Source organism: Mycolicibacterium llatzerense (genome assembly GCF_025331195.1).
Lineage (GTDB): Bacteria > Actinomycetota > Actinomycetes > Mycobacteriales > Mycobacteriaceae > Mycobacterium > Mycobacterium llatzerense.
On record NZ_LXOV01000012.1, the window covers coordinates 953,226 to 974,946 of the forward strand.

A 21,721-nucleotide genomic window follows, 5' to 3' on the forward strand; every position below is an offset into this window, starting at 1 on the left:
CCTGCCGAATTCTCTTACGCCGCGGCTTGCCCGGCCCGGACCACTCGGGCCAGGCTGTCGGCGCGCAACTGCTCCAGTTGCACAGCGGGCGCACCCAGTTGACCGGCCAGCTGCTGCGCCAATCCCAGTCGAATATAAGAGGTTTCGCAATCGACGACCACGGCGGCCGCCCCCTCCGCGACCAGGAGTCCGGCAGCGGTCCGGGTCCGGCCCAGCGGATCGGGTCCGCCCGTCGCACGGCCGTCGGTCAGCACGACCACCAACGGCCGACGGGCACGATCGCGGGTCTTCTCCCGCAACACCACGTCGCGCGCGGCCAGCAGCCCTTGGGCCAGTGGGGTTTTCCCGCCGGTGTCGAAACGGGCCAGGCGCCGGCTGGCGATGTGCACCGACGAGGTCGGCGGCAGCAGCAGCGCCGCCTCGGCCCCCCGGAAGGTGACGACGGCGACCTTGTCGCGGCGTTGATAGGCGTCGCGCAGCAGCGACAGCGTCGCCCCGCTGACCGCTGACATGCGGTCCCGCGCCGCCATCGAGCCTGAGGCATCGACGACGAAGATCACCAGATTGCCTTCGCGCCCTTCGCGAATCGCGTGCCGGACATCGGTCGGCGCCACCTGCAGACGGCCCGGCTGCGGACGACGGTCCGCCGCGGCCAGCAGGGTGCCGAAGACGTGGACACCGTGCCCGGCCTGGGCATCGTCGGTGGCCGAGATCGGGGTGCCCGTGCGGTTGCGGGCCCGGGACCGACGGCCCGGGGCGCCCTCCCCGACGCCGGGCACGACGAGCGCCCGGGTCCGGAACGTCGCCGACGGCGGGGCGCTGGGCCGCGACGCGCTGCCGGGTCCGGCCGAGTTTCCTTGCGGTGCGGCCTCTTCCGAGCCCTCCGCGGAGACCCCGCCACCCGGCGGATCGGGATCGGGCTCGGGCTCGGGTTCGGTCTGCGCCTGCGCATCGGCCTGGGCCATCGCGTCGTCGAGCTGCTGCGGGTCCAGGCCCGGGTCGTCGAACGGATCGCGCCGGCGCCGGTGCGGCAGCGCGAGTTCGGCCGCGACGCGAATGTCTTCCTCGGTCACCTCGGCGGCACCGCGCCACGCGGCATGTGCGACGGCCGTGCGGGCCACCACCAGATCGGCGCGCATGCCGTCGACGTCGAACGCCGCACACAAGGCCGCGATCCGGCGCAACTCGTTGTCGGGCAACAACACTGCGGCAACCGCGGCACGGGCTTTGGCGATCCGGCCGGCCAGCTCGACATCGTCGGCGGCGTACCGCTCGCTGAACCCGGCAGGGTCCGCTTCATAGGACATCCGGCGTCGGATCACCTCGACCCGGACGTCGACGTCCCGGGAGGCGTAGACGTCAACGGTCAAGCCGAACCGGTCGAGCAACTGCGGACGCAGCTCGCCCTCTTCCGGATTCATGGTGCCCACCAACATGAATCGGGCCTCGTGCGAATGCGAAACACCGTCGCGCTCGATGTGGACCCGGCCCATGGCGGCGGCATCGAGCAGCACGTCGACCAGGTGGTCGTGCAGCAGGTTCACCTCATCGACGTAGAGAACGCCGCCGTGCGCGCGGGCCAGCAGGCCCGGCGAGAAGGCATGTTCGCCGTCGCGCAACACCTTTTGCAGATCGATCGAGCCGACCACGCGGTCCTCAGTTGCACCGATGGGCAACTCCACCAGGCGAGCATCGGCATCCACAGCCGCCAGCACCTCGGCGAGACCGCGCACCGCCGTCGATTTGGCCGTGCCCTTCTCGCCGCGGATCAGCACACCGCCGATGTCGGGGCGCACGGCGCACAACACCAGCGCGAGCCGCAGCCGGTCCTGCCCGACGAGGGCACTGAACGGGTACGGCGCCGTCACGGCACTCACCGACTCTCCGATCCGTGCCGGACCATCGGCACATGGGGAATACCGTCTTCGAGGAATTCCTCACCGTCACGGACGAATCCGAGCCGGGTGTACATCTCCTCGAGATAGGTCTGGGCGTCGATTCGGCAGGGGTAGCTGCCAACCTCGGCGAGAGCCGCCTGCATCAGCCTGGTGGTGTGCCCCTGACCGCGGGCGGTGCGTTTGGTGCACACCCGGCCGATCCGGAACACCTTCTCCCCGCCGGGATGCTCTTCCATCAAGCGCAGTGTCGAAATGACCTGCCCGTCAGGGCTTTCCAGCCAAAAGTGCCGGGTCTCGGCCAGCAGGTCGCGGCCGTCGAGTTCGGGGTACGGGCAGGCCTGCTCCACCACGAAGACCTCGACCCGCAACTTCAGTAGCTCGTAAAGCGTTGCGGCATCGAGATCCTTGGCCCAGCTGCGCCTCGGCGCGACGCTCACGCGACCACCTGCGGATCAGGCCGGCTGGTCGAGTTTGAGTGCCTTGGTTCCCCAGTCCCACACCTCGCGGTACAGCTTGGGTTCACCGGACAGGTCGACGCCCAACGAGGGCACCATCTCCTTGAGCTTGGGCAGCCAGGCCTGGTAGCGGTCACCGAAGCAACGCTCCAGCACCTCGATCATGGCCGGCACCGCGGTGGAGGCACCCGGCGACGCACCGAGCAGACCGGCGATGCGCCCGTCCTCCGCGGTCAGGACCGTGGTGCCGAACTCCAGCACACCACCGATACCCTTGCGGCGGATCACCTGCACGCGCTGGCCGGCGACGTCCAGCTCCCAGTCGGAATCGACTGCACTGGGGGCGAATTCGCGCAGCGAATCCACCCGCTCGCCCTCGCTGAGGGTCAGCTGCTCGACCAGGTACTTCACCAGGCCCAGTTCGGTAACGCCGACGCCGAGCATCGACGCGAGGTTGTTGGGCTTGACCGACAGCGGCAGATCGGTGATCGAGCCCTGCTTGAGGAACTTCGGCGACCAGCCGGCGAACGGACCGAACAGCAGCCACGACTGGCCGTTGATGATGCGAGTGTCCAAGTGCGGCACCGACATCGGCGGGGCACCGACCGACGCCTGGCCGTACACCTTGGCCTGGTGCGCCACCGTCAGATCCTGGTTGTCGGTACGCAGGAAGGCGCCGCCGACCGGGAACCCGCCGAAGCCCTTGGCCTCCGGGATGCCGGCCTTCTGCAGCAGGTGCAGCGCGCCGCCACCGGCGCCGAGGAACACGAACTTGGCGTTGATCTTCTGCCGGTCGCCGCTGCGCCGGTTGACCACGTTGAGCTTCCAGCTGCCGTCGGACTGCTTGCTGAGGTTGGTCACCTCGTGCCCGAACATCGTGGTCATGCCCCGCTGCGCGGCGAACCCGATGAGCTGCTTGGACAGCGAACCGAAGTCGACGTCGGTGCCGTCGGTGGTCCAGTTCAGTGCGACCGGCTCGGCGAAGTCGCGCTGCTCGGCCATGAACGGCAGCCGACGGGCGAACTCGTCCTTGTCGTCGATGTACTCCATGGTGGAGAACAGCGGGTTGGTGACCAGCGTCTCGCGACGCTGGCGCAGGTAGTCGAGGCTGTCGGCACCGTGCACGAAGCTGACGTGCGGGATGGGGTTCAGGAAGCTCTTGACGTCCGGCAGCACCCCGTTCTCCACGGCGTACGCCCAGAACTGCCGGGTCACCTGGAACTGCTCGTTGACGTGGACGGCCTTGGTGATGTCGATGGTGCCGTCGGAGTTCTGCGGCGTGTAGTTGAGCTCACACAGCGCCGAGTGGCCGGTGCCCGCGTTGTTCCACGGATCGCTGCTCTCGGCGGCGGCGCCGTCGAGGCGCTCGATCATGGTGATGGACCACTCCGGCTCCAGCAGGCGGATCAGGGCCCCGAGAGTGGCGCTCATGATTCCCGCGCCCACGAGGACGACGTCGGTCTGTGTGCTCCCAGCTACGTTTGCATTCGACACGTGATCGCTCGTCCTTCGCACTCGGGTTACCCGCCGGTATTGGCGGATGCTCGGTGCTCAAGGTTATCGCGACCGAGTTCGCCGCTGACGCGGTATCTCCTCCCATCGACCATGATGTTCGTCGCAGTTAGGGTTGAGCACGTGACGCCGCAGGAGCCACAGGGACAACCCGAGTGGCAGCCGGACGTGCTGCCCGGGTACTGGCAGCAGACCATCGCACTGGGTCCCGACCCCGACGGAGAGGGTGACCTGGTCGCCACCGTCGTGCGGCGCGGGCAGCCCGGGCGGGTCGCGCACGCGGTCTTGGTCGTTCATGGCTATACCGACTACTTCTTCCACACCGAGCTCGCCGACCATTTCGCTGCCCGCGGTATCGCGTTCTACGCGATAGACCTGCACAAATGCGGACGGTCGCGGCGCCCCGGGCAGACCCCGCACTTCACCACGGATCTGGCGTCGTACTACGAGGAGCTTCGTCGAGCCCTGCAGCTGATCGCCGCGGACACGGCCGGCGCCCGGGTGTGCCTGTACGGCCATTCCGCGGGCGGGCTGATCGCGACGTTGTTCGCCGACCAACTGCGCAGCGCCGGCGCGCTGGCGTCCCACCATGTCACCGGCCTCGTTCTCAACAGCCCGTTCTTCGATCTGCACGGGCCGGCGGTCCTGCGTTCGGCGCCGGTGTCAGGCGCGCTGAGGGCGCTGGCCCGGTATCGCAAGTTGGCGGTGATCCGGCAGCCGACCGAGGGCGGCTACGGCACGAGCCTGCACCGCGATCACGGCGGGGAGTTCGACTACAACCTGGACTGGAAACCGTTGGGCGGCTTCCCGGTCACCATCGGCTGGATCAACGCCATACGGCAGGGCCAGCTGCGGCTGCACCGCGGGCTGGACGTCGGGGTGCCGAACCTGATCCTGCGGTCGGACCACACGGTGGCCGAGACCACCACCGGCGCCGGGATGGACCGCGGTGACGCCGTGCTGGACGTCGAGCAGATCGCCCGGTGGGCCGGCTGCGTCGGCAACCGCAGCACCATCGTCCCGGTCACCGACGCCAAACACGATGTCTTCCTGTCGCTGCCGGCGCCGCGCGCCGTCGCGTTCGATGAGCTGAACCACTGGCTGGACGGGTACCTCACCCGGTCGGTCTCCCCCACCACGCAACATGAACAGGCCTGACGTCATGCAGCATTACGACCTGACCATCATCGGAACCGGCTCGGGCAACAGCGTTCTCGACGAGCGGTACGACGACCTCAAGGTCGCGATCTGCGAGCAGGGCACGTTCGGCGGCACCTGCCTGAACGTCGGCTGCATCCCCACCAAGATGTTCGTCTACGCCGCCGACGTGGCCCAGACCATCCGGCACAGCGCCACTTACGGCGTCGACTCCCACATCGACGGCGTGCGCTGGCCGGACATCGTCAAGCGGGTCTTCGGCCGGATCGATCCGATCGCGTCGGGCGGCGAGGACTATCGCCGCAGCCTGCCGAACATCACGGTGTACGGCAGCCACACCCGTTTCGGCCCGACCCTGCCCGACGGCCGGTACACGCTGCGAACCGCCGCCGGCGACGAGTTCACGTCCGACCGGGTGGTCATCGCCGCGGGCTCGCGCAGCTCGATTCCCCCGGCCATCGCCGACTCCGGCGTCCCCTACTTCACCAGCGACGACATCATGCGAATCCCGTCGCTGCCCGAACATCTCGTGATCATCGGCGGCGGCTTCATCTCCGTGGAGTTCGCGCATGTGTTCTCGGCGCTCGGGTCGAAAGTGACCATCGTGCTGCGCGGCGACCGGCTGCTCAAGCGTTGTGACGAGGAGATCTGCCGGCGCTTCGGCGCTGTCGTCTCCAAGAAATGGGACGTGCGCACCCATGAGAACGTGGTCGGTGCACGGCAGGACGGCGACGTCGTCGTGCTGGAATTCGACGACGGCGAGACCCTGACGGCCGACGCCCTCTTGGTCGCGACGGGCCGGGTGCCGAACGGCGACCTGCTCGATGTGCAGCTGGCCGGTGTGGAGCTGGACGACGACGGCTACGTCGTCGTCGACGAGTACCAACGCACCACGGCCCGTGGGATTTACGCCCTCGGTGACGTGTCGTCACACCATCAGCTCAAGCACGTGGCCAACCACGAGGCCCGCACCGTGAAAGAGAACCTGCTACGCGACTGGAACAGCGAGCTGGTCGCCAGCGACCACCGGTTCGTCCCCGCCGCGGTGTTCACCGATCCACAGGTCGCGATGGTCGGCCTGAACGAAGCCGAGGCGCGGGCAGCCGGTTTCGACGTCGTGGTCAAGGTGCAGGACTACGGCGACACCGCCTACGGCTGGGCCATGGAAGACACCACCGGCGTGGTCAAACTCATCGGCGAGCGCGGCACCGGCAAGATTCTCGGCGCGCACCTCATGGGCTATCAGGCCTCGTCCCTGATTCAGCCGCTGATCCAGGCCATGTCGTTCGGACAGACGGCGCAGGACGTGGCCCGCGGCCAGTACTGGATTCATCCGGCACTGTCCGAGGTCATCGAAAACGCGCTGCTGGGACTGGTTTAGCCGTCGGCCGGGCTGAGCCGGGCCGACCACTTCTCCTCGATGCGGCCCCACCGCCACACCAGCAGCGCCACCACCCAGGTGACGACGAACAGTCCGACGATCGCGAATCCGACGGTGTTCAGGTCGATTCCGCCGATCCAGTCCCAGACGCCGCCGGACCAGCCGAACTCCTCGGCCAGCAAGCCGAGCAGCTCGATGGTGCCGATCACCAGGGCCACCATGACGGACAGTCCGGTGATGGTGATGTTGTAGTAGACCTTGCGCACCGGCCGGGCCAGCGCCCACCCGTACGCGACGTTCATGAACGCGCCGTCGATCGTGTCCAGCAGGCTCATCCCGGCCGCGAAGAGCACCGGCAGACAAAGGATTGCGTACCACGGCAATCCAGCCGAGGCGCCGGTCCCGGCCAACACCAGCAGCGCCACCTCGGTCGCGGTGTCGAAGCCGAGGCCGAACAGCGCGCCGAGCGGATACATCTGCCAGGACTTGCTGATGGTGCGGGTGAACCGGCGCAGGATGCGGTTCATGAAGCCGCGGTTGTTGAGTTGATGTTCGAGTGCGGCCTCGTCGTACTCGCCGCGGCGCATCCGCATGAACACCTGCAGGATCCCCACCAGCACAACGACATTGATGGCGGCGATCAGGTACAGGAAGAAGCCCGAGACGCCTGCACCGATCAGCCCGGTGTACCGGTGCAGCATCGACGAATCGTCCTGCAGCGGGCCGACGAGCGACGTGATGCCCAGCGACAGCAGCAGGGCCAGGCCGAACACGATGGTCGAATGCCCAAGGGAGAAGAAGAATCCCACGCTCAGCGGCCGGTTGCTGCCGCGCCCGTGCCCGGCGACGGCGCTGTCGGCCATGAGCTTTCGGGTGGTGTTGTCGATGGCGGCGATGTGGTCGGCGTCGAACGCGTGCCGCAATCCCAGGGTGTAGGCGGTGAGGCCGATCCCGATGCCGAGCGCCGTCCCGCCGACGGTGTGATGCTCCGGCACGACGACCAGGATCAGCGTGCCCCAGCCGATGACGTGCAATGCGGCGATGACGCCGAACATGGCCGCCAGTCGCCCCCAATCCTGACCGGTCAACGAAAGCCGCATGCGTTTCAGTCTCCCTCAGCCGAGCAGTTCGCGAATGTCGGAGGCGGTGATGGCGGTGCCGAACATGTCGCCGTCGTCGATCACTGCCGCGAACAGGGCGCGTTTGCGCTCCTGCAGCGCGATCACTTTCTCCTCGATGGTGTTCTCGGACACCAGCCGATAGACGTTCACCGGGCGCTGCTGGCCGATGCGGTGCGCGCGGTCGACGGCCTGCGCTTCGGCCGCCGGGCTCCACCACGGGTCGCACAGGAAGCAGTAGTCGGCGGCGGTGAGGTTCAGCCCGAAGCCGCCGGCTTTCAGGCTGATCAGGAACACCTGCGTCCGGCCTGAGCTGAAGTCGTCGATGGCCTCCGCCCGCCTGCGCGCGTCCACCGACCCGTCCAGGTAGCTGTACGCGATGCCGGCGGCATCCAGGCGGTCGCGCAACACCGCCAGAAATCCGGTGAACTGACTGAACACCAGCGCGCTGTGGTCCTCGGCGACCAACTGGTCCAGTTGTTCGATGAGGAACTCGACCTTGGTGGAACCGGCCTCCATCGCGTCGGGGTCGACCAAACCGGGATGCAGGCTGAGCTGGCGCAGCAGGGTGAGCGACCGGAAGATCTGGAAGCGGTTCTTCTCCCACTCCCCCAGCAGCCCGAGCACCTTCTGCCGCTCCCGCGCCAGCCGGGTGTCATAGATCTTCCGGTGCTTGGCCGACAGTTCGATGGCCAGCACCTGTTCCTGCTTGGGCGGCAGCTCCTTGACCACCTGATCCTTGGTGCGGCGCAACAACACTGGCTTGATCCGCTGTCGCAGTACCGCCAGGCGTCCCGGTTCGCCGTCGGACTCGATGGGCTTGCGGAAGTAGCGCTCGAAAATCTTGGGGCTGGGGAACAGACCGGGCACCGTGATCGACAACAGCGACCACAGTTCCATCAGATTGTTCTCCATCGGGGTGCCGGTGATGGCGAGCTTGAACGGCACATCGAGGCGACGCGCGCACTGGTGCGTCTTGCTGTGATGATTCTTGACGAACTGTGCCTCATCGAGAATCAATCCGGCCCAGGCGATTTCCCGATATCGGTCGTTGTCGATACGCAGCAGTGTGTAGGTCGTGACGACGATGTCGGCCGCGGCGACCTGCTCGGCGATGGGCACCGCGCCGCGGGCCTCGGTGCTCGACACCACGACGGTGGTGAGGCCGGGCGCGAACTTCGCGCATTCGGCGGCCCAGTTGCCGGCCACACTGGTCGGCGCCACCACCAGGAACTTGCCCGCGCCCTGCTCCACCGCGCGGCTGATCAGAGCCAGGGTCTGGACCGTCTTACCCAGACCCATGTCGTCACCCAGCACACCGCCGATCCCGTTGTCCCACAGGAACGCCAGCCAATTGAGCCCGTCGCGCTGGTAGTCGCGCAGCTCGGCCCGCAGTCCGGCAGGCGTGGGTACCGGAACGGGCGGCTGCGCCGCAGCCAGCCGGGCCATGTTGTCCCGCCACTGCGCGAGTTCACGGTCGACGACGCCGAGGCCCAACAGCTCGTCCCACAACGTCGCGTTCATGGACGACGCGTTCACCCGGTCGCCGTCGAGCTCCCCCAGCGCCTGGGCTTCTTCGATCAGGGCCCGCAGTTTCAGCAGTTCGGGGGTGTCGAGCCGGAAGTACACCCCGTTCGACAACAGCATGTGTGTTGCGCCCAACGCCAATTCGGCGATGACGGCAGACAGCGCCACCGGGTAGCCGTCGACATCGATGGCGATGTGCAGATCGAACCAGTCCTGCGCCGGCGCCTCGTCGGAGGACGCGGTACCGAACCCCAGTTGCGCTCCGGCAACCGAGCGCCGGAACGTCGCGACCCGCTCGTCGATTTCGATGATCAGCTGTTCGTAATCAGCGAGCTGCGGCAGCACCTCGTGGCACAGCACCGCGATCTGGGTCAGGGACAGCCGGCGCGACAGCAGCAGCGAGGCCAGCGGGTCGTCCGCTGCGGACAATCCGGACACCGCTTCCAGCGCCGGCGCGACCGCCCGCCACATCGCATCCTCGGCGGCGGTGTCCCGGATACCGCTCGTGCGTGTGACGCCCACCGCGTCGAACTCCTGACGCTGCCCGTTGACCTCGTACCGGGTCCGCCACTTCACGAGGCCATCGATCTCATCGGCCGTGATGGTCAGTACCGGGATCGGCCCCACGATGTCCGGCTCCGCGAAAAGTCCCTCCACCATGTCGACGGCGACGGTCCGACGCAGCCGCGGCAACATGTCCACCGCGAAGTCGGACAGCGCCTCGGGCGGAATCTGCACTTTCTCGTCGTTCGCGATCAGCTTGAGCAGGGTGGGACCGGGCACCGGCGCGAAGGCCCCGAGATGCAGGATGCCGTCCACCAGCTGATGGATGCCATGCGGTGTGGGTGTGCCCACCAGCCCGACTCCGTCGGCCGCCCGCGATTCGCCGTCGACGACGAGCACCGCCGACATCTGCGCGCCACCGGTGTCGGAGGCGGTGAAGTCCAGCCGCAACTGGACGTCCTTGGCGATCTGTACGGCCCTGATCCCGGCGCCGGGCAGCAACGTGAGGCCGGCCGCCACCGCCAGGTCCAGGTCACCCCAAAAGCTTTGCCCCACACCGGAAAGCACCAATTGGTCACTGCTGTAGGGGTAGTAGCCGGGCACGCCGAGGACGAGCGCTCGCAGCGCGCTGTACTGCCCTCGGTCGAACTCGCCCGGGTCAGCCGCATCGAACAGGCGCCGCCAGGTGATCCCGGTCTTGATCCAGTTGCCGCGCTTGCCGACCGTCAACGGCCGCAGCGTCGCGATGGGCGTCGTGTGGTATCGACCGGCCGGCAGCATCCCGAACTCCAGGGCCAACGGATTGCCCGTGGTGTCGGTATCGGTGTCGGTCATCTCGTCCAGCAGCGAACCCAGCACCACTTGCCAGCGTTGCGGGGCCGCCCGGTCGGGTGCGCGCGGAATCGCCGCCAACAACAGGGCAACGGCATGCTTGCAGTAGCGCCCCACCGGGCAGGTGCAGACCGCGTACTCGATCTCCAGGCTGGTGCGGGCACCGGACAGCGCCACTTCGACCTCGTAATACTCGGATGTCGAGCCCAAGCAGGAGCCGGTGAGCGTCCCATCGAGGGGGGCGTACCTGGCCGTGACGACGCGCCCCTGGTTCGCATAGGTCTCGCCGCGGGCCAGCGTCTGTGCGTTGAACGCACGAAGCAACTCGTGTGGCGCGAGCGCTAGCCCGGCCGTCGAGTCCGTGCCGTCCATCTCGTCACGATAACGGCCAGGACCGACAGGGGCCTCTCCCATCGTTTCGCTCGCCCCGAGCGGCCCTTCACCAGGTGCTGCTGCGCAGCACGATCTCGTTGGCCACCTGCGCCGTGAACTCGTCGGCGCTGCGTCGGCCCACCAGCTCGGACAGCCGGAATTCGCCGTAGATGAAGCGCTGTCCGGCCTGTGCCCGCGCCCGGGCATCGGCACTGGTGACCACGACGGTGGTGTTGATCTCCACCGGCGGGCACACGTCGCCCGTCTCCTCGGTGGCTCGCGGATGGCTGCCGTCGATCGCGACCAGGGCGGTGAACCGGTCCAGTCGGGTGGCTGCCAGCCGCCAGGCCAGCTCGCCCGCGCCGCCGGCGGCGAACAGCAGGGCCCACTTCACCCCGAGCGTATCCAGAATGCCGACAACCGAATTCACGGTGAGCCGGTCGTCGGCCTCGATCACCACGGTGCGCAGTGACGCGGTGTGCAACAACTCGCAAAGGGCTCCGTGGCCGGCCGTTGCCTGCTTCGTGACGAGCATGACGACGGTCGTGGCGTTGTCGGGGCCGGACACGTCGACGGTGGCGCCGAAGCCGTCGACGGTCGGGATGATTGGCATGACGCCACCGTAGCGAACGCGGCGGGACCGCAGGTACCGATATTCAGCAGCCGCCTCCGCCACAGCCCCCGCCACCGCCGCAACCTCCACCGCCGCCGCAGCCGCTGGAGCCGCCGCCGTCCGAACATCCGGACCCACCGGCGCCCCAGCCGCCGTCACCGGAGCCGGCGTAGCCGTAGCCCGCGCCACCGGCCATCCCCGCTCGACGCCGCGTGCCCGCGCGACGGGCGGGCTGTCGCCGGCCCATCAGGATGGCCATCCCGACGATGATCCCCACGACCCCGAAGCACACGAGCATCGGGATCCAGGACGATTCCTCGCCGGCGTTGGCCGCCATTGCGGTCGCGTTGACCGCGAGTACAGCGTTCATGATCTGCTCCGTTCTCTCGTCGCTCAGGCCGTCGGCCGCGAGGTCAGGTCCCGGTACGCCCGGCCGACCGTCGGCGCTGTCCCGTGCCGGTGCTGCCCGTCCTGGCACTGCGTGCTCGCCATCACGGCGACGTCGCAGGAATGGCCGGTCGCCACGGCGTCCGACGCAGGTATGAATTCAGTTGCGCTCCAGGAAGACCCGAGAGAGTTGAGAGCGACCACGGCGCCTGCCAAAACTGAGACCGTCGCCCGGGCGAAATAGGTGTTCGGGTACATCGTGACCTCCTCATGTCTGTTGATGAGCACATGTTTTCCCTGCACCGAGCGGACCGGAATAGGGCGCGGCCCGCGCCAGGTCTTTCCTCGCACGATCCTCAGATTCCTGGCGAAATCGGCAGTTCCCGGACATGGCCACCTACCATCAGGCCCATGCGCGTGCTGCTCGTCGAGGACGACCAGGGTGTCGCGGCTGCGCTCGTCGAGCTGCTGGAACAGACCGGACTCACCGTCACCCACACCACGCGCGGCGACGACGCACTCAATCGCGTCAAGGGCTGTGACCTGGTGTTACTGGATCTGGGCCTGCCCGACATGGATGGCCTGGACGTGCTGCGCACGTTGCGCCGGGCGTCGACGGCGCCGGTGATCATCATGACGGCCCGCGACAGCGACGGCGCGGTGGTGCTGGGGCTGCGCGCCGGGGCCGACGACTACCTGGTCAAGCCGGTGCGGAAGGCCGTGCTCCTGGCGCGGATCGAGGCCGTCATGCGGCGGGTACAGCGCGGTGCCGGTCCGGTCGCCCACCCGTCCGTCGTTGCCGGGCCGGTGACGATCGACCGCGACCGCCACGAGGTCACCGTAGGGGGCCAGATGCAACCTCTGACCAAGACCGAGTACCAGATTCTGGCCACGCTGGCCGCCCGCCAGGGCGAGGCGGTCAGCCGCGAAGAGGTCATGCTCGAGTGCTGGGGCACCGCGGTGGTGGGCCGGTCGCGGTCGCTGGATTTCTTCGTCGGCCAGATTCGGGCCAAGTTGACCGGGATACCGCTGCACACCGTGCGCGGTTTCGGGTACCGGTTGGACCGCTGACGTGGGGCTGCGGGTTCGTGCGCTGCTGATGACGCTGCTGCTCATCGCGACGGCGGCCTTGGCGATCCCGCTGGCGCTGAGCCTGGCCGATCACCGCACCAACGTCCTGCACACCGAACGCGAGCGACAACTGGCGACGCTGGCCGACATCGCCGCCACCGCGGACGCACCCGACACGGAGCTGGTCGACCGCTACCACCAGGTGTACGGCGAAGGCGCGTTGATCGTCGACGCGGACGGCCGCACGATGGCTGCCAGCGGGCTGACCGCCACTGATCCGGGGGTGACGACTGCCGCCGAGCGCGCGCTGTCCGACGCGCCCGACGCGCCCCGGGCTCGGATCATGCCGTGGGACCGGCGGTCGATGTTGGAAGCCAAGGGAATTCGGCGCAACGGCGAGCTGGTCGGCGCCGTGGTGCTGAACGTCGACCCGACCGTGGCCGCGCGCGACATCACCACCGACTGGTTGTGGATCGCGGCGGGCTGCATCGTGCTGCTCGGACTGGCGGCCGTCGCCGCCCATAGCCTGACCCGGTGGGTGCTGCGGCCGCTGGTCGGGCTCGAGCGCGCCGTCGAGGACATGGCCGGCGGCATCGCCGGCCAACCGGCTCAGGTGTCGGGACCGCCTGAGCTGCGCCGGTTCACGTCGGCGTTCAACGCGATGGCGCAGGCGGTGCACGCCTCCCTCGATCACCAACGCCGACTCATCGCCGACGCCTCCCACCAGTTGCGCAACCCGCTGGCCGCCATCCGCCTGCGCGCCGACACCCTCGAAGACCACGTCGCCGAATCCGGACAACCGACCTACGATTCGCTGTCGGCCGAGCTGGACCGTCTCGAGAATCTGCTGGCGCAGTTGCTCCGGCTGGCGCGCGCCGAGCAGGCCAGCCACAGCCACAAGTCCGGTCTGGTTGCGGCAGTTCATGATTCGACGGATCTGGACAGCGTCGCCGAGCAGCGACTGGACTTCTGGCAGACCACCGCCGACCGCAACGATCAGCGGCTGCGCTTCGACCCGGCCCACCCGCATCTGGCGGTGCAGATGCCGCGCCACGATGTCGAACAACTGCTGGACATCGCGCTGGACAACGCGCTGCGCTACTCCGGTACCGGCACCACCGTCACGGTGTCGACGGTCCCCACCGACAGCGGCATCGATCTCACCGTCAGCGACGACGGCCCGGGCCTGCCCGCCGACACCATCGCCAACGCCGCCACCCGGTTCTGGCGCGGGCACACCGACAGTCAGGGCACCGGATTGGGACTGGCCATCGCCACCGAGATCGCCGCCGCACACGGCGGACTGGCGTCGGTCACCCGGTCCCCCGACGGCGGCCTCGCGGTCCACTACCACCTGCCGGCGAGCGCATCATGATGCTGACCCGACGCGCATTCCTCGCCTCCGCGGCCGCGACCGTCGCGGCGGGCTGCCTGCCGAACAGCACGCAGGGCACCATCCGGCTGGCCGCGGGCGACCGGGGCGGGCTGTATCTGGCGGTCAGCGAGTTGTTCGCCCAGCGCCTGCGGGTCCGCTATCCCGGCATCACGGTCACGGTGCAGTCCACCGCGGGCAGCGTCGACAACATCAATCGACTGAGGTCGGGCGAGGCCGACATGGGACTGGCCCAGGCCGACGTCGTCGAGCAATATCTGCGAGCCGAACCCCCCGCCGGCGCGCCGCTCGCGGTGGCCAGAGTCTACGAGAACTACGTGCAGCTGGTCGTGCCCGCAGACAGCCACGTTCGCCAGCTGAACGACCTTGCGGGACTGCGGGTTTCAACAGGACCGTCAGGTTCCGGTGTCGCGGTCGTGACCAAGGTGCTGTTCGACGCGGCGAAGTTGACCGACCGGATCCTCCGGGTCGATCTACGACTGGGCGACGCCATCGCCGCACTGCGCAACCACAGCATCGACGCCATGGTCTGGTCGGGTGGGATACCCACGCCGGCCCTCGCCGAACTCAATGCCGCGCTGCCATTGCGCATCATCGACCTGACGCCGTGGGTCACCGCGATGTCGGAAATGGCGTCCTACCCGTATCTGCTGCAGCGCGCGCCCGCCGGCGCGTATGTGCCGGCCGATGTCAACACCATCGGCACGCCCGACCTGCTGCTGTGCCGACCCGACCTGCCGAACTCGTTGGCGGCCGCCGCAGTCGACGTATTGGCAACGGATGCAACGCAGCTCATGCCACCCGAAGTGCGTGGCCTGCAGTACCTGCAACCGCCGTCGATGGTCCAGACCGGCCGAATCCCGCTGCACCCCGGCGCCATCGAGGAATATCGCGTCCTGCACGGCTGAGCGCGCACCGCTGCGTCGTCGAATCGACCGCACCAGTTGGCCAGCGCGAACCCCGGAGGCAACCTATTGTTCTTCAGCATCCGGGGCGCCTAAGGAGGCCGCAGTGCCAGAAGGACACGAAGCACTTACCGAAGACGAGCTGCTACTGGCCAAGCTCGGCTACAGCCAGGAGCTGCAGCGCTCCTGGTCCGGTTTCAGCAATTTCGCCATCTCGTTCTCCATCATCTCCATCCTGTCTGGATGCTTCACCTCGTTCGGCCTGGGCTGGAACAACGGCGGACCCGCCGCCATCGCCTGGGGCTGGCCGATCGTTGCGACTTTCATCCTCGTCATCGGCCTCTGTATGTCCGAACTGGTGTCGGCCTTCCCGACCTCCGGCGGAATCTATTGGTGGGCAGCAAAACTCGGCGGAGCGAAGGCCGGCTTCTATGCGGGCTGGCTCAACCTGATCGGCCTGGTGGCCATCCTGGCATCCGTGGCCTACGGCTGCGCGACATTCATCGACCTCACCTTGGGCACCCTCAGCGCCGACTGGTTGGCCGGGTACAGCCTCACGCGGACGTTCGTCATCTTCGTGGGCATCCTGGGCATCTCGGCGCTGATCAACATCTTCTCCAGCCACCTGCTGGCGATCATCAACAACGTCTCGGTGTGGTGGCATGTCTTCGGCGCGGCCGCCGTCATCGGCATCCTGATCTTCGTGCCGAGCCACCACGCGAGTTTCTCGGACGTCTTCGCCAAGACCATCAACAACAGCGGCATGTTCGGCGGCGCCACCTCGGGCGCCGGCTGGCTGTTCGTCGTGCTGCCGATCTCGGTGATCCTCACGCAGTACACCATCACCGGCTACGACGCGTCGGCACACCTGTCAGAGGAGACCAAGAGCGCGGCCGGCGCAGCCGCCAAGGGTATCTGGCGGTCCATCTTCTACTCGGCCGTCGGCGGCTGGATTCTCTTGTTGGCCTTCCTGTTTGCGGTCCAGGATGCCGACGCGGTATCCAAGGGCGGCGGCGCCGTGGCCGCCATCTTCAACCAGGCGATGAGTTCCAAGTGGGCGGTGGTGGTGCTGTTCATCTCGACGGCCGGTCAGTTCTTCTGCGCCGTCGCCTGCCAGACCAGCGCGTCCCGGATGTTGTTCGCGTTCAGCCGGGACCGCGCGGTACCCGGCCATCGGTGGTGGTCTGAGGTCAACAAGCACCGGGTGCCGACGCACAGCGTCACCATCACCGCCGTCGTTGCCGCCGCACTGACCCTGCCGGCGCTGGTCAAGGTCGACATCAACGGCACACCCACCCCGGTGGCGTTCTACGCCGTGGTCTCCATCGGGGTCGTCGGGGTGTACCTGTGCTTTGCAGTGCCGATCTACTACCGCTGGCGTGCCGGCGACGAATTCGAAACGGGCAGTTGGAATCTGCGTGGCCACCACCGGTGGATGGCACCTGTCGCACTGGCCGAGATCACGATCACCTCGATCATCGCGATGTTCCCGACGTCGCTGGGCGGGGTGCCGTGGGACCCGAGTTTCGAATGGAAGTTCGTCAACTACACACCGTTGCTGGTCGGTGGCGTCCTGCTGCTGTTGTACATCTACTGGCACGTGTCGGTGAAGAACTGGTTCACCGGCCCCATCAAGCAGGTTGAGGAGCCGGTGGCGTCAGTAGAGCCCGTGGCCGAACCCGGCTGATCACGGCAGCAGACTGTTGACGATGATCGGCCGCCGCGGCGCACCGGATTCGACGAGCTTCAGCACCGCGTCGATATCCACATGTGCGGCAAGCAGATCGGCCATCACGTCGAGCTGAGCATCGCGCAGCGCAGCGACGTTCACGTCGTCGGCCACCACGAAGCCACCCCTGCCGCAGCCCGCCGCCACCTCGGCGAGCCAGGTCCGGCGCACGGCGTCGTTGTCCAGCAGCCCGTGCCAATGGGTGCCGTACACCTGCCCCCGCCGGATGCCCACGCCCAGCCAGTCCGGTTCCGCGCAACGCGCGACGCGACCGTGGTGAATCTCGTAGCCGTACAACGGGGAATCCCAGTGCTTCAGGGTCTTGTCGGCGTCGAACTCGATGTCCGCGTCGAGCAGGCCCAGCCCCGGTACCCGGCCCGCCCCTGATTCGACGGTGTCGTGGATCGCCGTGCACAGCATCTGGAATCCGCCACACACGCCGAGTACAGCCCGGCCGGACCGGGCATGTGCCGCGACGGCCTCCGCCAGGCCGCGGTCGCGTAGCCAGTTCAGGTCGGAGACCGTTGCCTTGCTGCCGGGCAGCACAACCACGTCGGCGCCGGCCAACTCCGCGGCGGTGTCGACCCAGCGCACGTGCACGCCGGGCTCGCACGCCAGGGCCTCGACGTCGGTGGAGTTCGAGATCCGTGGCAGCCGTATCGCGGCGACGGTCAGTGCTTCAGCACCCCGCGGCGCCAGGGGCCGGCCCAGTTGTCCGCGCGGCGTCACCGACAGCGAGTCCTCGGCATCGAGCCACAGCCCGTCGCAGTACGGAATCACGCCGTAGGTCGGGCGTCCGGTCAGCGATTCCAGTTGCCGCAGACCGGGTTCCAGCAGTGCCGGGTCGCCCCGGAACTTGTTGACCAGGAATCCGGCGATCAGTTTCTGATCCTCGGGCTCGAGCACCGCCACCGTGCCGTACAGGTGCGCCAGCAGCCCGCCCCGGTCGATGTCGCCGACCACGACCACCGGCAGTTCCGCGGCCCGTGCCAGGCCCATGTTGGCCACGTCGGTGGCGCGGAGGTTGATCTCGGCGGGCGAGCCCGCGCCCTCACAGATCACCACGTCGAATTCGCTTCTCAATGAGGCCAATTCGTCGGCCACGACGCCTGCCAGCTGGGTCCGCCGGGTGAAGTAGTCCCCCGCCGCCACCGTGCCGGCGACGACGCCGCGCACCACGAGCTGCGAGGTCCGGTCCCCACCGGGTTTGAGCAGAATGGGGTTGAACCGCACACTCGGCGCCAACCCGGCCGCCCGCGCCTGCATCGCCTGGGCCCGGCCGATCTCACCGCCTTCGACGGTGACGGCCGAGTTGTTGGACATGTTCTGCGCCTTGAACGGCGCTACCCGCACGCCCTTGCGCGCCAGCAGCCGGCACAATCCGGCCGCCACCATCGACTTACCGGCGTCCGACGTGGTGCCCGCAACCAGCAGTGCGCCGGTCACGTTACGGCAGGGTCAGGATGTCGGCGCCATCGTCGGTCACCACGAGGGTGTGCTCGAACTGCGCCGTCCACTTCTTGTCCACGGTCGCGACGGTCCAGTCGTCGTCCCAGATCTCGTAGTCCAGCGAACCGAGATTGATCATCGGCTCGATGGTGAAGGTCATGCCCGGCTCCAGCACGGTGTCGACCTCGGGCTTGTCGTAGTGCAACACGATCAGCCCGTTGTGGAACGTCTCACCGATGCCGTGGCCGGTGAAGTCGCGAACCACGTTGTAGCCGAACCGGTTTGCGTACGACTCGATGACCCGGCCGACCACCGACAGCTGCCGCCCCGGCTTGACGGCCTTGATGGCCCGCATGGTGGCTTCGTGGGTGCGCTCGACCAGCAGCCGGTGCTCCTCCGACACGTCGCCGGCCAGGAAGGTCGCGTTGGTGTCGCCGTGCACGCCGTCGATGTACGCGGTGACGTCGATGTTGACGATGTCACCGTCCTGGATCACCGTCGAGTCGGGGATGCCGTGGCAGATGATCTCGTTCAGCGAGGTGCAGCAGGACTTGGGAAATCCCTTGTAGCCCAGCGTCGACGGGTAGGCGCCATGGTCGAGCATGTACTCGTGCGCCACCCGGTCGAGGTGGTCGGTGGTGACCCCGGGTGCGACGGCCTTACCGGCCTCGGCGAGTGCCTGGGCCGCGATCCGGCCGGCGACGCGCATCTTCTCGATCACCTCAGGGGTCTGCACCCATGGCTCGCTGCCTTCGCGCACCGTCGGCTTCCACGCGTACTCCGGACGCGGGATCGACTTGGGCACCGGCAGGGTCGGAGACACCTCGCCGGGGCGAAGCGCGGTACGAACAGACATCGTCCCAGGGTAGCGGGCGCGGCCAGCTCACACGTTTGGCGCACTCCTCAACGCAGCTCGTGCCTCGCTGCTTGATCGTCGCAGCTAGCGGTCGCCGCGCCCGAACCACGTCCGGCGCGGCCCCCGGATATCGACCGACCCGAAGACCACTCGCCCGGTCAGGATGACGTGCGGGGTCCCGTCGGCGGGCGCATCCTTGCGGTGGTCGGTCGCGCTGCCCACAGCCACCTCGACGTCGTCGATGGACGCGCTGGCACCCTCCGGCAGCCGGAGGTCAAGGGAGCTGAACTTGAGATCGAGCTCGATGACCACGATGGGCCCACCGAACCGGGCGCGGGTCAGGTCCAAGTCGATCGAGCCGACGCGGCGGACCAGCGCCAGCCGGGTCGGCACGACCCATTCGCCTTGCCGCTTCAGCGACCCCATGACCCCGCGCAGCTCGACGCGATCCGCCGAGCCCGTGACGATGGCGTTGGGCGCGGGCAGGTCACCGACCAGCACCGCCAGCTCGCCCTGTTGCCGGGCCATCGCAACCAGCGCGGAACGCTCAGAGAACTCGTTCATGTCGATGAGCCCGAGCGCCACCGCGTTGTGCAGCCGCCGGAGCGTGCCGTTGCGGTCCGCGTCAGAGACGCGCAGGACCGCGATCTCGTCGCCGTTGGTCATCCAAACAGGCTACTCAGGCCGGGTTCGGTGGGCAGGAGCGGAGCGACCCGGGTCAGGCCAGATAGTCGGGCGGCAAGCCCTTGAACATGTCGCGGCACATGCGGACCGCGGTCTCGGACCCGCCGCCGCCGACGATCAGGGCGGCGAAGGCCATGTCACCGCGGTAGCCGGCGAACCAGGCATGCGAGCCACCGGAGAATTCGGCCTCGCCGGTCTTCCCGCGCACATCGCCGCTGCCCCGCAGATCCTTGGCGGTGCCGTTGGTCACCACCAGCTGCATCATCGGTCGCAGGCCGTCGAGCATCTTCGGGCTGATCGCCCCGCTGTTGCCCGACACCGTGGTCGGGCGGCCCTCGATCAGCTGCGGCAGTGGGGTCTTCCCGGCCGCGACGGTCGCCGCCGCCAGCGCCATCCCGAACGGGCTGACCAGGACCTTGCCCTGGCCGAAGCCGTCCTCGGTGCGCTCGGCGAGGTTCACCGTGGGCGGCACCTTTCCGGTGACGGTATCGATCCCGGCGACCTGATAGTCGGCGCCGATGCCGTACTGCGCCGCGGCGTTGGTGAGGGCGCGCGGCGCCATCCGGCTGGCGAGCTCGGCGAAGGTGGTGTTGCACGAGTTCGCAAAGGCCCTGGACATCGGGACCACGCCGAGATCGAACCGGTCGTAGTTCGGGATGGTCCGCTGCCCGATGTCGATGGTGCCGGGGCAGCCCAGCAGCGTGTTGGGTCCGGCCATGTCCGATTCGATGGCGGCGCCTGCCGTGACCATCTTGAAGGTCGACCCCGGCGGGTACAGGCCCATGGTGGCGGTCGGGCCGTCGGTATCGGCGGCCGCGTTCTGCGCCACGGCCAGGATTTCCCCGGTGGACGGCTTGATCGCGACGATCATCGCCTTGCGGCCCACCATGTTCACCGCATCCTGGGCGGCGTTCTGCACGTTGCGGTCCAGGCTGATGGTGATCGACGGGGCCGGCTTGCCCTGAACCTCGTTGAGGATGTCGATGTCCGCGCCGTTCTGGTTGACGCTGACCACGCGCCAGCCGGATTGGCCGATCAGCTGGTCGGCCACCTGCTTCTTGACCTCGGTGACGATGGCCGGCGCGAACCGGGGATCGGTGGGCACCATCTCCGGCTGCGGGGTGATCACCACACCGGGCAGATGGCCGAGGGCCCCCGACACCTTGTCGTTGTCCTCGCGGCGCAGGGTGATCAGGTTCAGCGGTCCGGTGGACGAGCTGGCCTGTTCGGCGAGCCGCTGGGCGTCCATGGTGTTGTCGAACTGCCGCAGCACGTCGGCGACCACGCGGGAGGTCCGCATGAGGTCACCGGCGGCGGAACGGGCATTGAGCGCGTAGTTGTAGTGGTACCCGGGTACCAGAACGTTCGTGCCGCCGAGCTCGTTGACCGAGGCCCGGACAGGCTGGTCGGCGCGCAGCTGGAAGCTCTGGTGCTCCCCCAGGTTCGGATGCAAATCCGTGCTGCCCCAGCGGACTTGCCAACGGCCGTCCTGCCGAATCATGTTGAGCTGCCCGGTGTAGGCCCAGGTGCGGTCCTTGGGCAGGTGCCAGGTGTACCGATAGGTGATCTTGCCGGTGTCCTGGGTGTACTTGGAGCCGAGCACCTGCGCGTCGAGCTTGGTCGCCTGCAGACCGGACCAGGCCTGGTTGATCGCGGTCCGTGCGTCGTTGGGTTTGTCGGACAGGTCGGCGGCGGCACCGGTGTCCCCGCGGCCGAGGGCAGCGAAGAACGCCTGCGCGGTCGGCTCGGGGCCGTTGGGCTTCGGGGTGCAGGCCGTCATCGCTCCTGCGACCGCCACGACCGACAACAACGCGGCCGAGCGTGAAACGGATGATGTGTGCGTTGCCATTGGGACTGATGTTAGAAGTGTGACAAGCC

17 protein-coding genes are annotated in these 21,721 nt (G+C 68.1%); 6 read left to right on the top strand and 11 right to left on the bottom strand.

Translation table 11 applies throughout. The features are described 5' to 3' along the window. Positions 1-14 precede the first annotated feature (14 nt). From A7G45_RS19515 to mqo, 3 genes are read right to left on the bottom strand one after another with little or no spacing between them, the layout of a single operon-like run. On the bottom strand, positions 15-1,868 hold the full coding sequence (locus A7G45_RS19515; protein ID WP_377042152.1) for a magnesium chelatase subunit D family protein: 1,854 nt from the start codon (positions 1,866-1,868) through the stop codon (positions 15-17). 5 nt (positions 1,869-1,873) lie between these two features. Next, positions 1,874-2,335, bottom strand: coding sequence for a GNAT family N-acetyltransferase (locus A7G45_RS19520; protein ID WP_043393698.1), 462 nt, complete (start codon positions 2,333-2,335; stop codon positions 1,874-1,876). Positions 2,336-2,350: 15 nt separating this feature from the next. Then, positions 2,351-3,847, bottom strand: coding sequence for a malate dehydrogenase (quinone) (gene mqo, locus A7G45_RS19525; protein WP_260939582.1), 1,497 nt, complete (start codon positions 3,845-3,847; stop codon positions 2,351-2,353). Positions 3,848-3,961: 114 nt separating this feature from the next. On the opposite strand from mqo, the gene A7G45_RS19530 reads away from it, so the two are divergent. Together A7G45_RS19530 and mtr are read left to right on the top strand one after the other, a co-directional pair. After that, complete coding sequence (locus A7G45_RS19530) at positions 3,962-5,023, top strand: alpha/beta hydrolase (protein WP_260939584.1); 1,062 nt, start codon at positions 3,962-3,964, stop codon at positions 5,021-5,023. A 4-nt stretch (positions 5,024-5,027) separates the two neighbouring features. Further along, positions 5,028-6,404 (top strand): mycothione reductase, encoded by a 1,377-nt coding sequence (gene mtr / locus A7G45_RS19535; RefSeq protein ID WP_260939587.1) that lies wholly within the window; start codon positions 5,028-5,030, stop codon positions 6,402-6,404. Here the strand turns inward: mtr and nicT are convergent. The 4 genes from nicT to A7G45_RS19555 all read right to left on the bottom strand — a co-directional run bounded on the left by nicT (position 6,401) and on the right by A7G45_RS19555 (position 11,739). Next, positions 6,401-7,504, bottom strand: a complete 1,104-nt coding sequence (gene nicT / locus A7G45_RS19540; RefSeq protein ID WP_260939589.1) for a Nickel transporter NicT — start codon at positions 7,502-7,504, stop codon at positions 6,401-6,403. The two genes, mtr and nicT, sit on opposite strands and share 4 nt — an antisense overlap. Positions 7,505-7,519: 15 nt before the next feature. After that, a complete protein-coding gene (locus A7G45_RS19545) occupies positions 7,520-10,756 on the bottom strand; it encodes a DEAD/DEAH box helicase (protein WP_260939591.1) in 3,237 nt (1,078 codons plus the stop codon). Between the two features lie 67 nt (positions 10,757-10,823). Further along, a complete protein-coding gene (locus A7G45_RS19550) occupies positions 10,824-11,369 on the bottom strand; it encodes an alpha/beta hydrolase (protein ID WP_043393970.1) in 546 nt (181 codons plus the stop codon). Between the two features lie 43 nt (positions 11,370-11,412). Continuing rightward, on the bottom strand, positions 11,413-11,739 hold the full coding sequence (locus A7G45_RS19555) for a hypothetical protein (protein ID WP_260939594.1): 327 nt from the start codon (positions 11,737-11,739) through the stop codon (positions 11,413-11,415). Positions 11,740-12,167: 428 nt separating this feature from the next. Here A7G45_RS19555 and A7G45_RS19560 point away from each other — a divergent pair, with 428 nt between their 5' ends. From A7G45_RS19560 to A7G45_RS19575, 4 genes are all read left to right on the top strand, one after another. After that, positions 12,168-12,827: a response regulator transcription factor gene (locus A7G45_RS19560; RefSeq protein WP_260939596.1), complete on the top strand. Its 660-nt coding sequence runs from the start codon at positions 12,168-12,170 to the stop codon at positions 12,825-12,827. A gap of 1 nt (position 12,828) precedes the next feature. Continuing rightward, complete coding sequence (locus tag A7G45_RS19565; protein WP_260939598.1) at positions 12,829-14,202, top strand: sensor histidine kinase; 1,374 nt, start codon at positions 12,829-12,831, stop codon at positions 14,200-14,202. Beyond that, positions 14,199-15,128 (top strand): TAXI family TRAP transporter solute-binding subunit, encoded by a 930-nt coding sequence (locus A7G45_RS19570; protein WP_260939600.1) that lies wholly within the window; start codon positions 14,199-14,201, stop codon positions 15,126-15,128. Before A7G45_RS19565 ends, A7G45_RS19570 begins: the two co-directional genes overlap by 4 nt. A gap of 103 nt (positions 15,129-15,231) precedes the next feature. After that, positions 15,232-16,812 (top strand): amino acid permease, encoded by a 1,581-nt coding sequence (locus A7G45_RS19575; protein WP_043393683.1) that lies wholly within the window; start codon positions 15,232-15,234, stop codon positions 16,810-16,812. Here A7G45_RS19575 and A7G45_RS19580 read toward each other — a convergent pair whose 3' ends face one another. The 4 genes from A7G45_RS19580 to A7G45_RS19595 all read right to left on the bottom strand — a co-directional run bounded on the left by A7G45_RS19580 (position 16,813) and on the right by A7G45_RS19595 (position 21,692). After that, positions 16,813-18,300, bottom strand: coding sequence for a cobyric acid synthase (locus A7G45_RS19580; RefSeq protein WP_260939603.1), 1,488 nt, complete (start codon positions 18,298-18,300; stop codon positions 16,813-16,815). Between the two features lies 1 nt (position 18,301). Then, positions 18,302-19,159, bottom strand: a complete 858-nt coding sequence (gene map, locus A7G45_RS19585) for a type I methionyl aminopeptidase (RefSeq protein WP_260939606.1) — start codon at positions 19,157-19,159, stop codon at positions 18,302-18,304. Positions 19,160-19,243: 84 nt separating this feature from the next. Next, the gene (locus tag A7G45_RS19590) at positions 19,244-19,825 is read right to left on the bottom strand and encodes a DUF1707 SHOCT-like domain-containing protein (RefSeq protein WP_043986187.1); all 582 of its coding nucleotides are present in this window, start codon (positions 19,823-19,825) and stop codon (positions 19,244-19,246) included. Between the two features lie 52 nt (positions 19,826-19,877). After that, the gene (locus A7G45_RS19595) at positions 19,878-21,692 is read right to left on the bottom strand and encodes a penicillin-binding transpeptidase domain-containing protein (RefSeq protein ID WP_043986188.1); all 1,815 of its coding nucleotides are present in this window, start codon (positions 21,690-21,692) and stop codon (positions 19,878-19,880) included. Between the last annotated feature and the right edge of the window lie 29 nt (positions 21,693-21,721).

What these genes read in the sequence shown, in the direction of transcription:
- A7G45_RS19530 (WP_260939584.1), top strand. Translation starts at nt 3,962, where the DNA reads ATGTTCGTCGCAGTTAGGGTTGAGCACGTGACGCCGCAGGAGCCACAG.
- map (WP_260939606.1), bottom strand. Translation starts at nt 19,159, where the DNA reads ATGTCTGTTCGTACCGCGCTTCGCCCCGGCGAGGTGTCTCCGACCCTG.
- A7G45_RS19550 (WP_043393970.1), bottom strand. Translation starts at nt 11,369, where the DNA reads ATGCCAATCATCCCGACCGTCGACGGCTTCGGCGCCACCGTCGACGTG.
- A7G45_RS19595 (WP_043986188.1), bottom strand. Translation starts at nt 21,692, where the DNA reads ATGGCAACGCACACATCATCCGTTTCACGCTCGGCCGCGTTGTTGTCG.
- A7G45_RS19555 (WP_260939594.1), bottom strand. Translation starts at nt 11,739, where the DNA reads ATGAACGCTGTACTCGCGGTCAACGCGACCGCAATGGCGGCCAACGCC.
- A7G45_RS19570 (WP_260939600.1), top strand. Translation starts at nt 14,199, where the DNA reads ATGATGCTGACCCGACGCGCATTCCTCGCCTCCGCGGCCGCGACCGTC.
- mtr (WP_260939587.1), top strand. Translation starts at nt 5,028, where the DNA reads ATGCAGCATTACGACCTGACCATCATCGGAACCGGCTCGGGCAACAGC.
- A7G45_RS19560 (WP_260939596.1), top strand. Translation starts at nt 12,168, where the DNA reads ATGCGCGTGCTGCTCGTCGAGGACGACCAGGGTGTCGCGGCTGCGCTC.
- nicT (WP_260939589.1), bottom strand. Translation starts at nt 7,504, where the DNA reads ATGCGGCTTTCGTTGACCGGTCAGGATTGGGGGCGACTGGCGGCCATG.
- A7G45_RS19590 (WP_043986187.1), bottom strand. Translation starts at nt 19,825, where the DNA reads ATGACCAACGGCGACGAGATCGCGGTCCTGCGCGTCTCTGACGCGGAC.
- A7G45_RS19545 (WP_260939591.1), bottom strand. Translation starts at nt 10,756, where the DNA reads ATGGACGGCACGGACTCGACGGCCGGGCTAGCGCTCGCGCCACACGAG.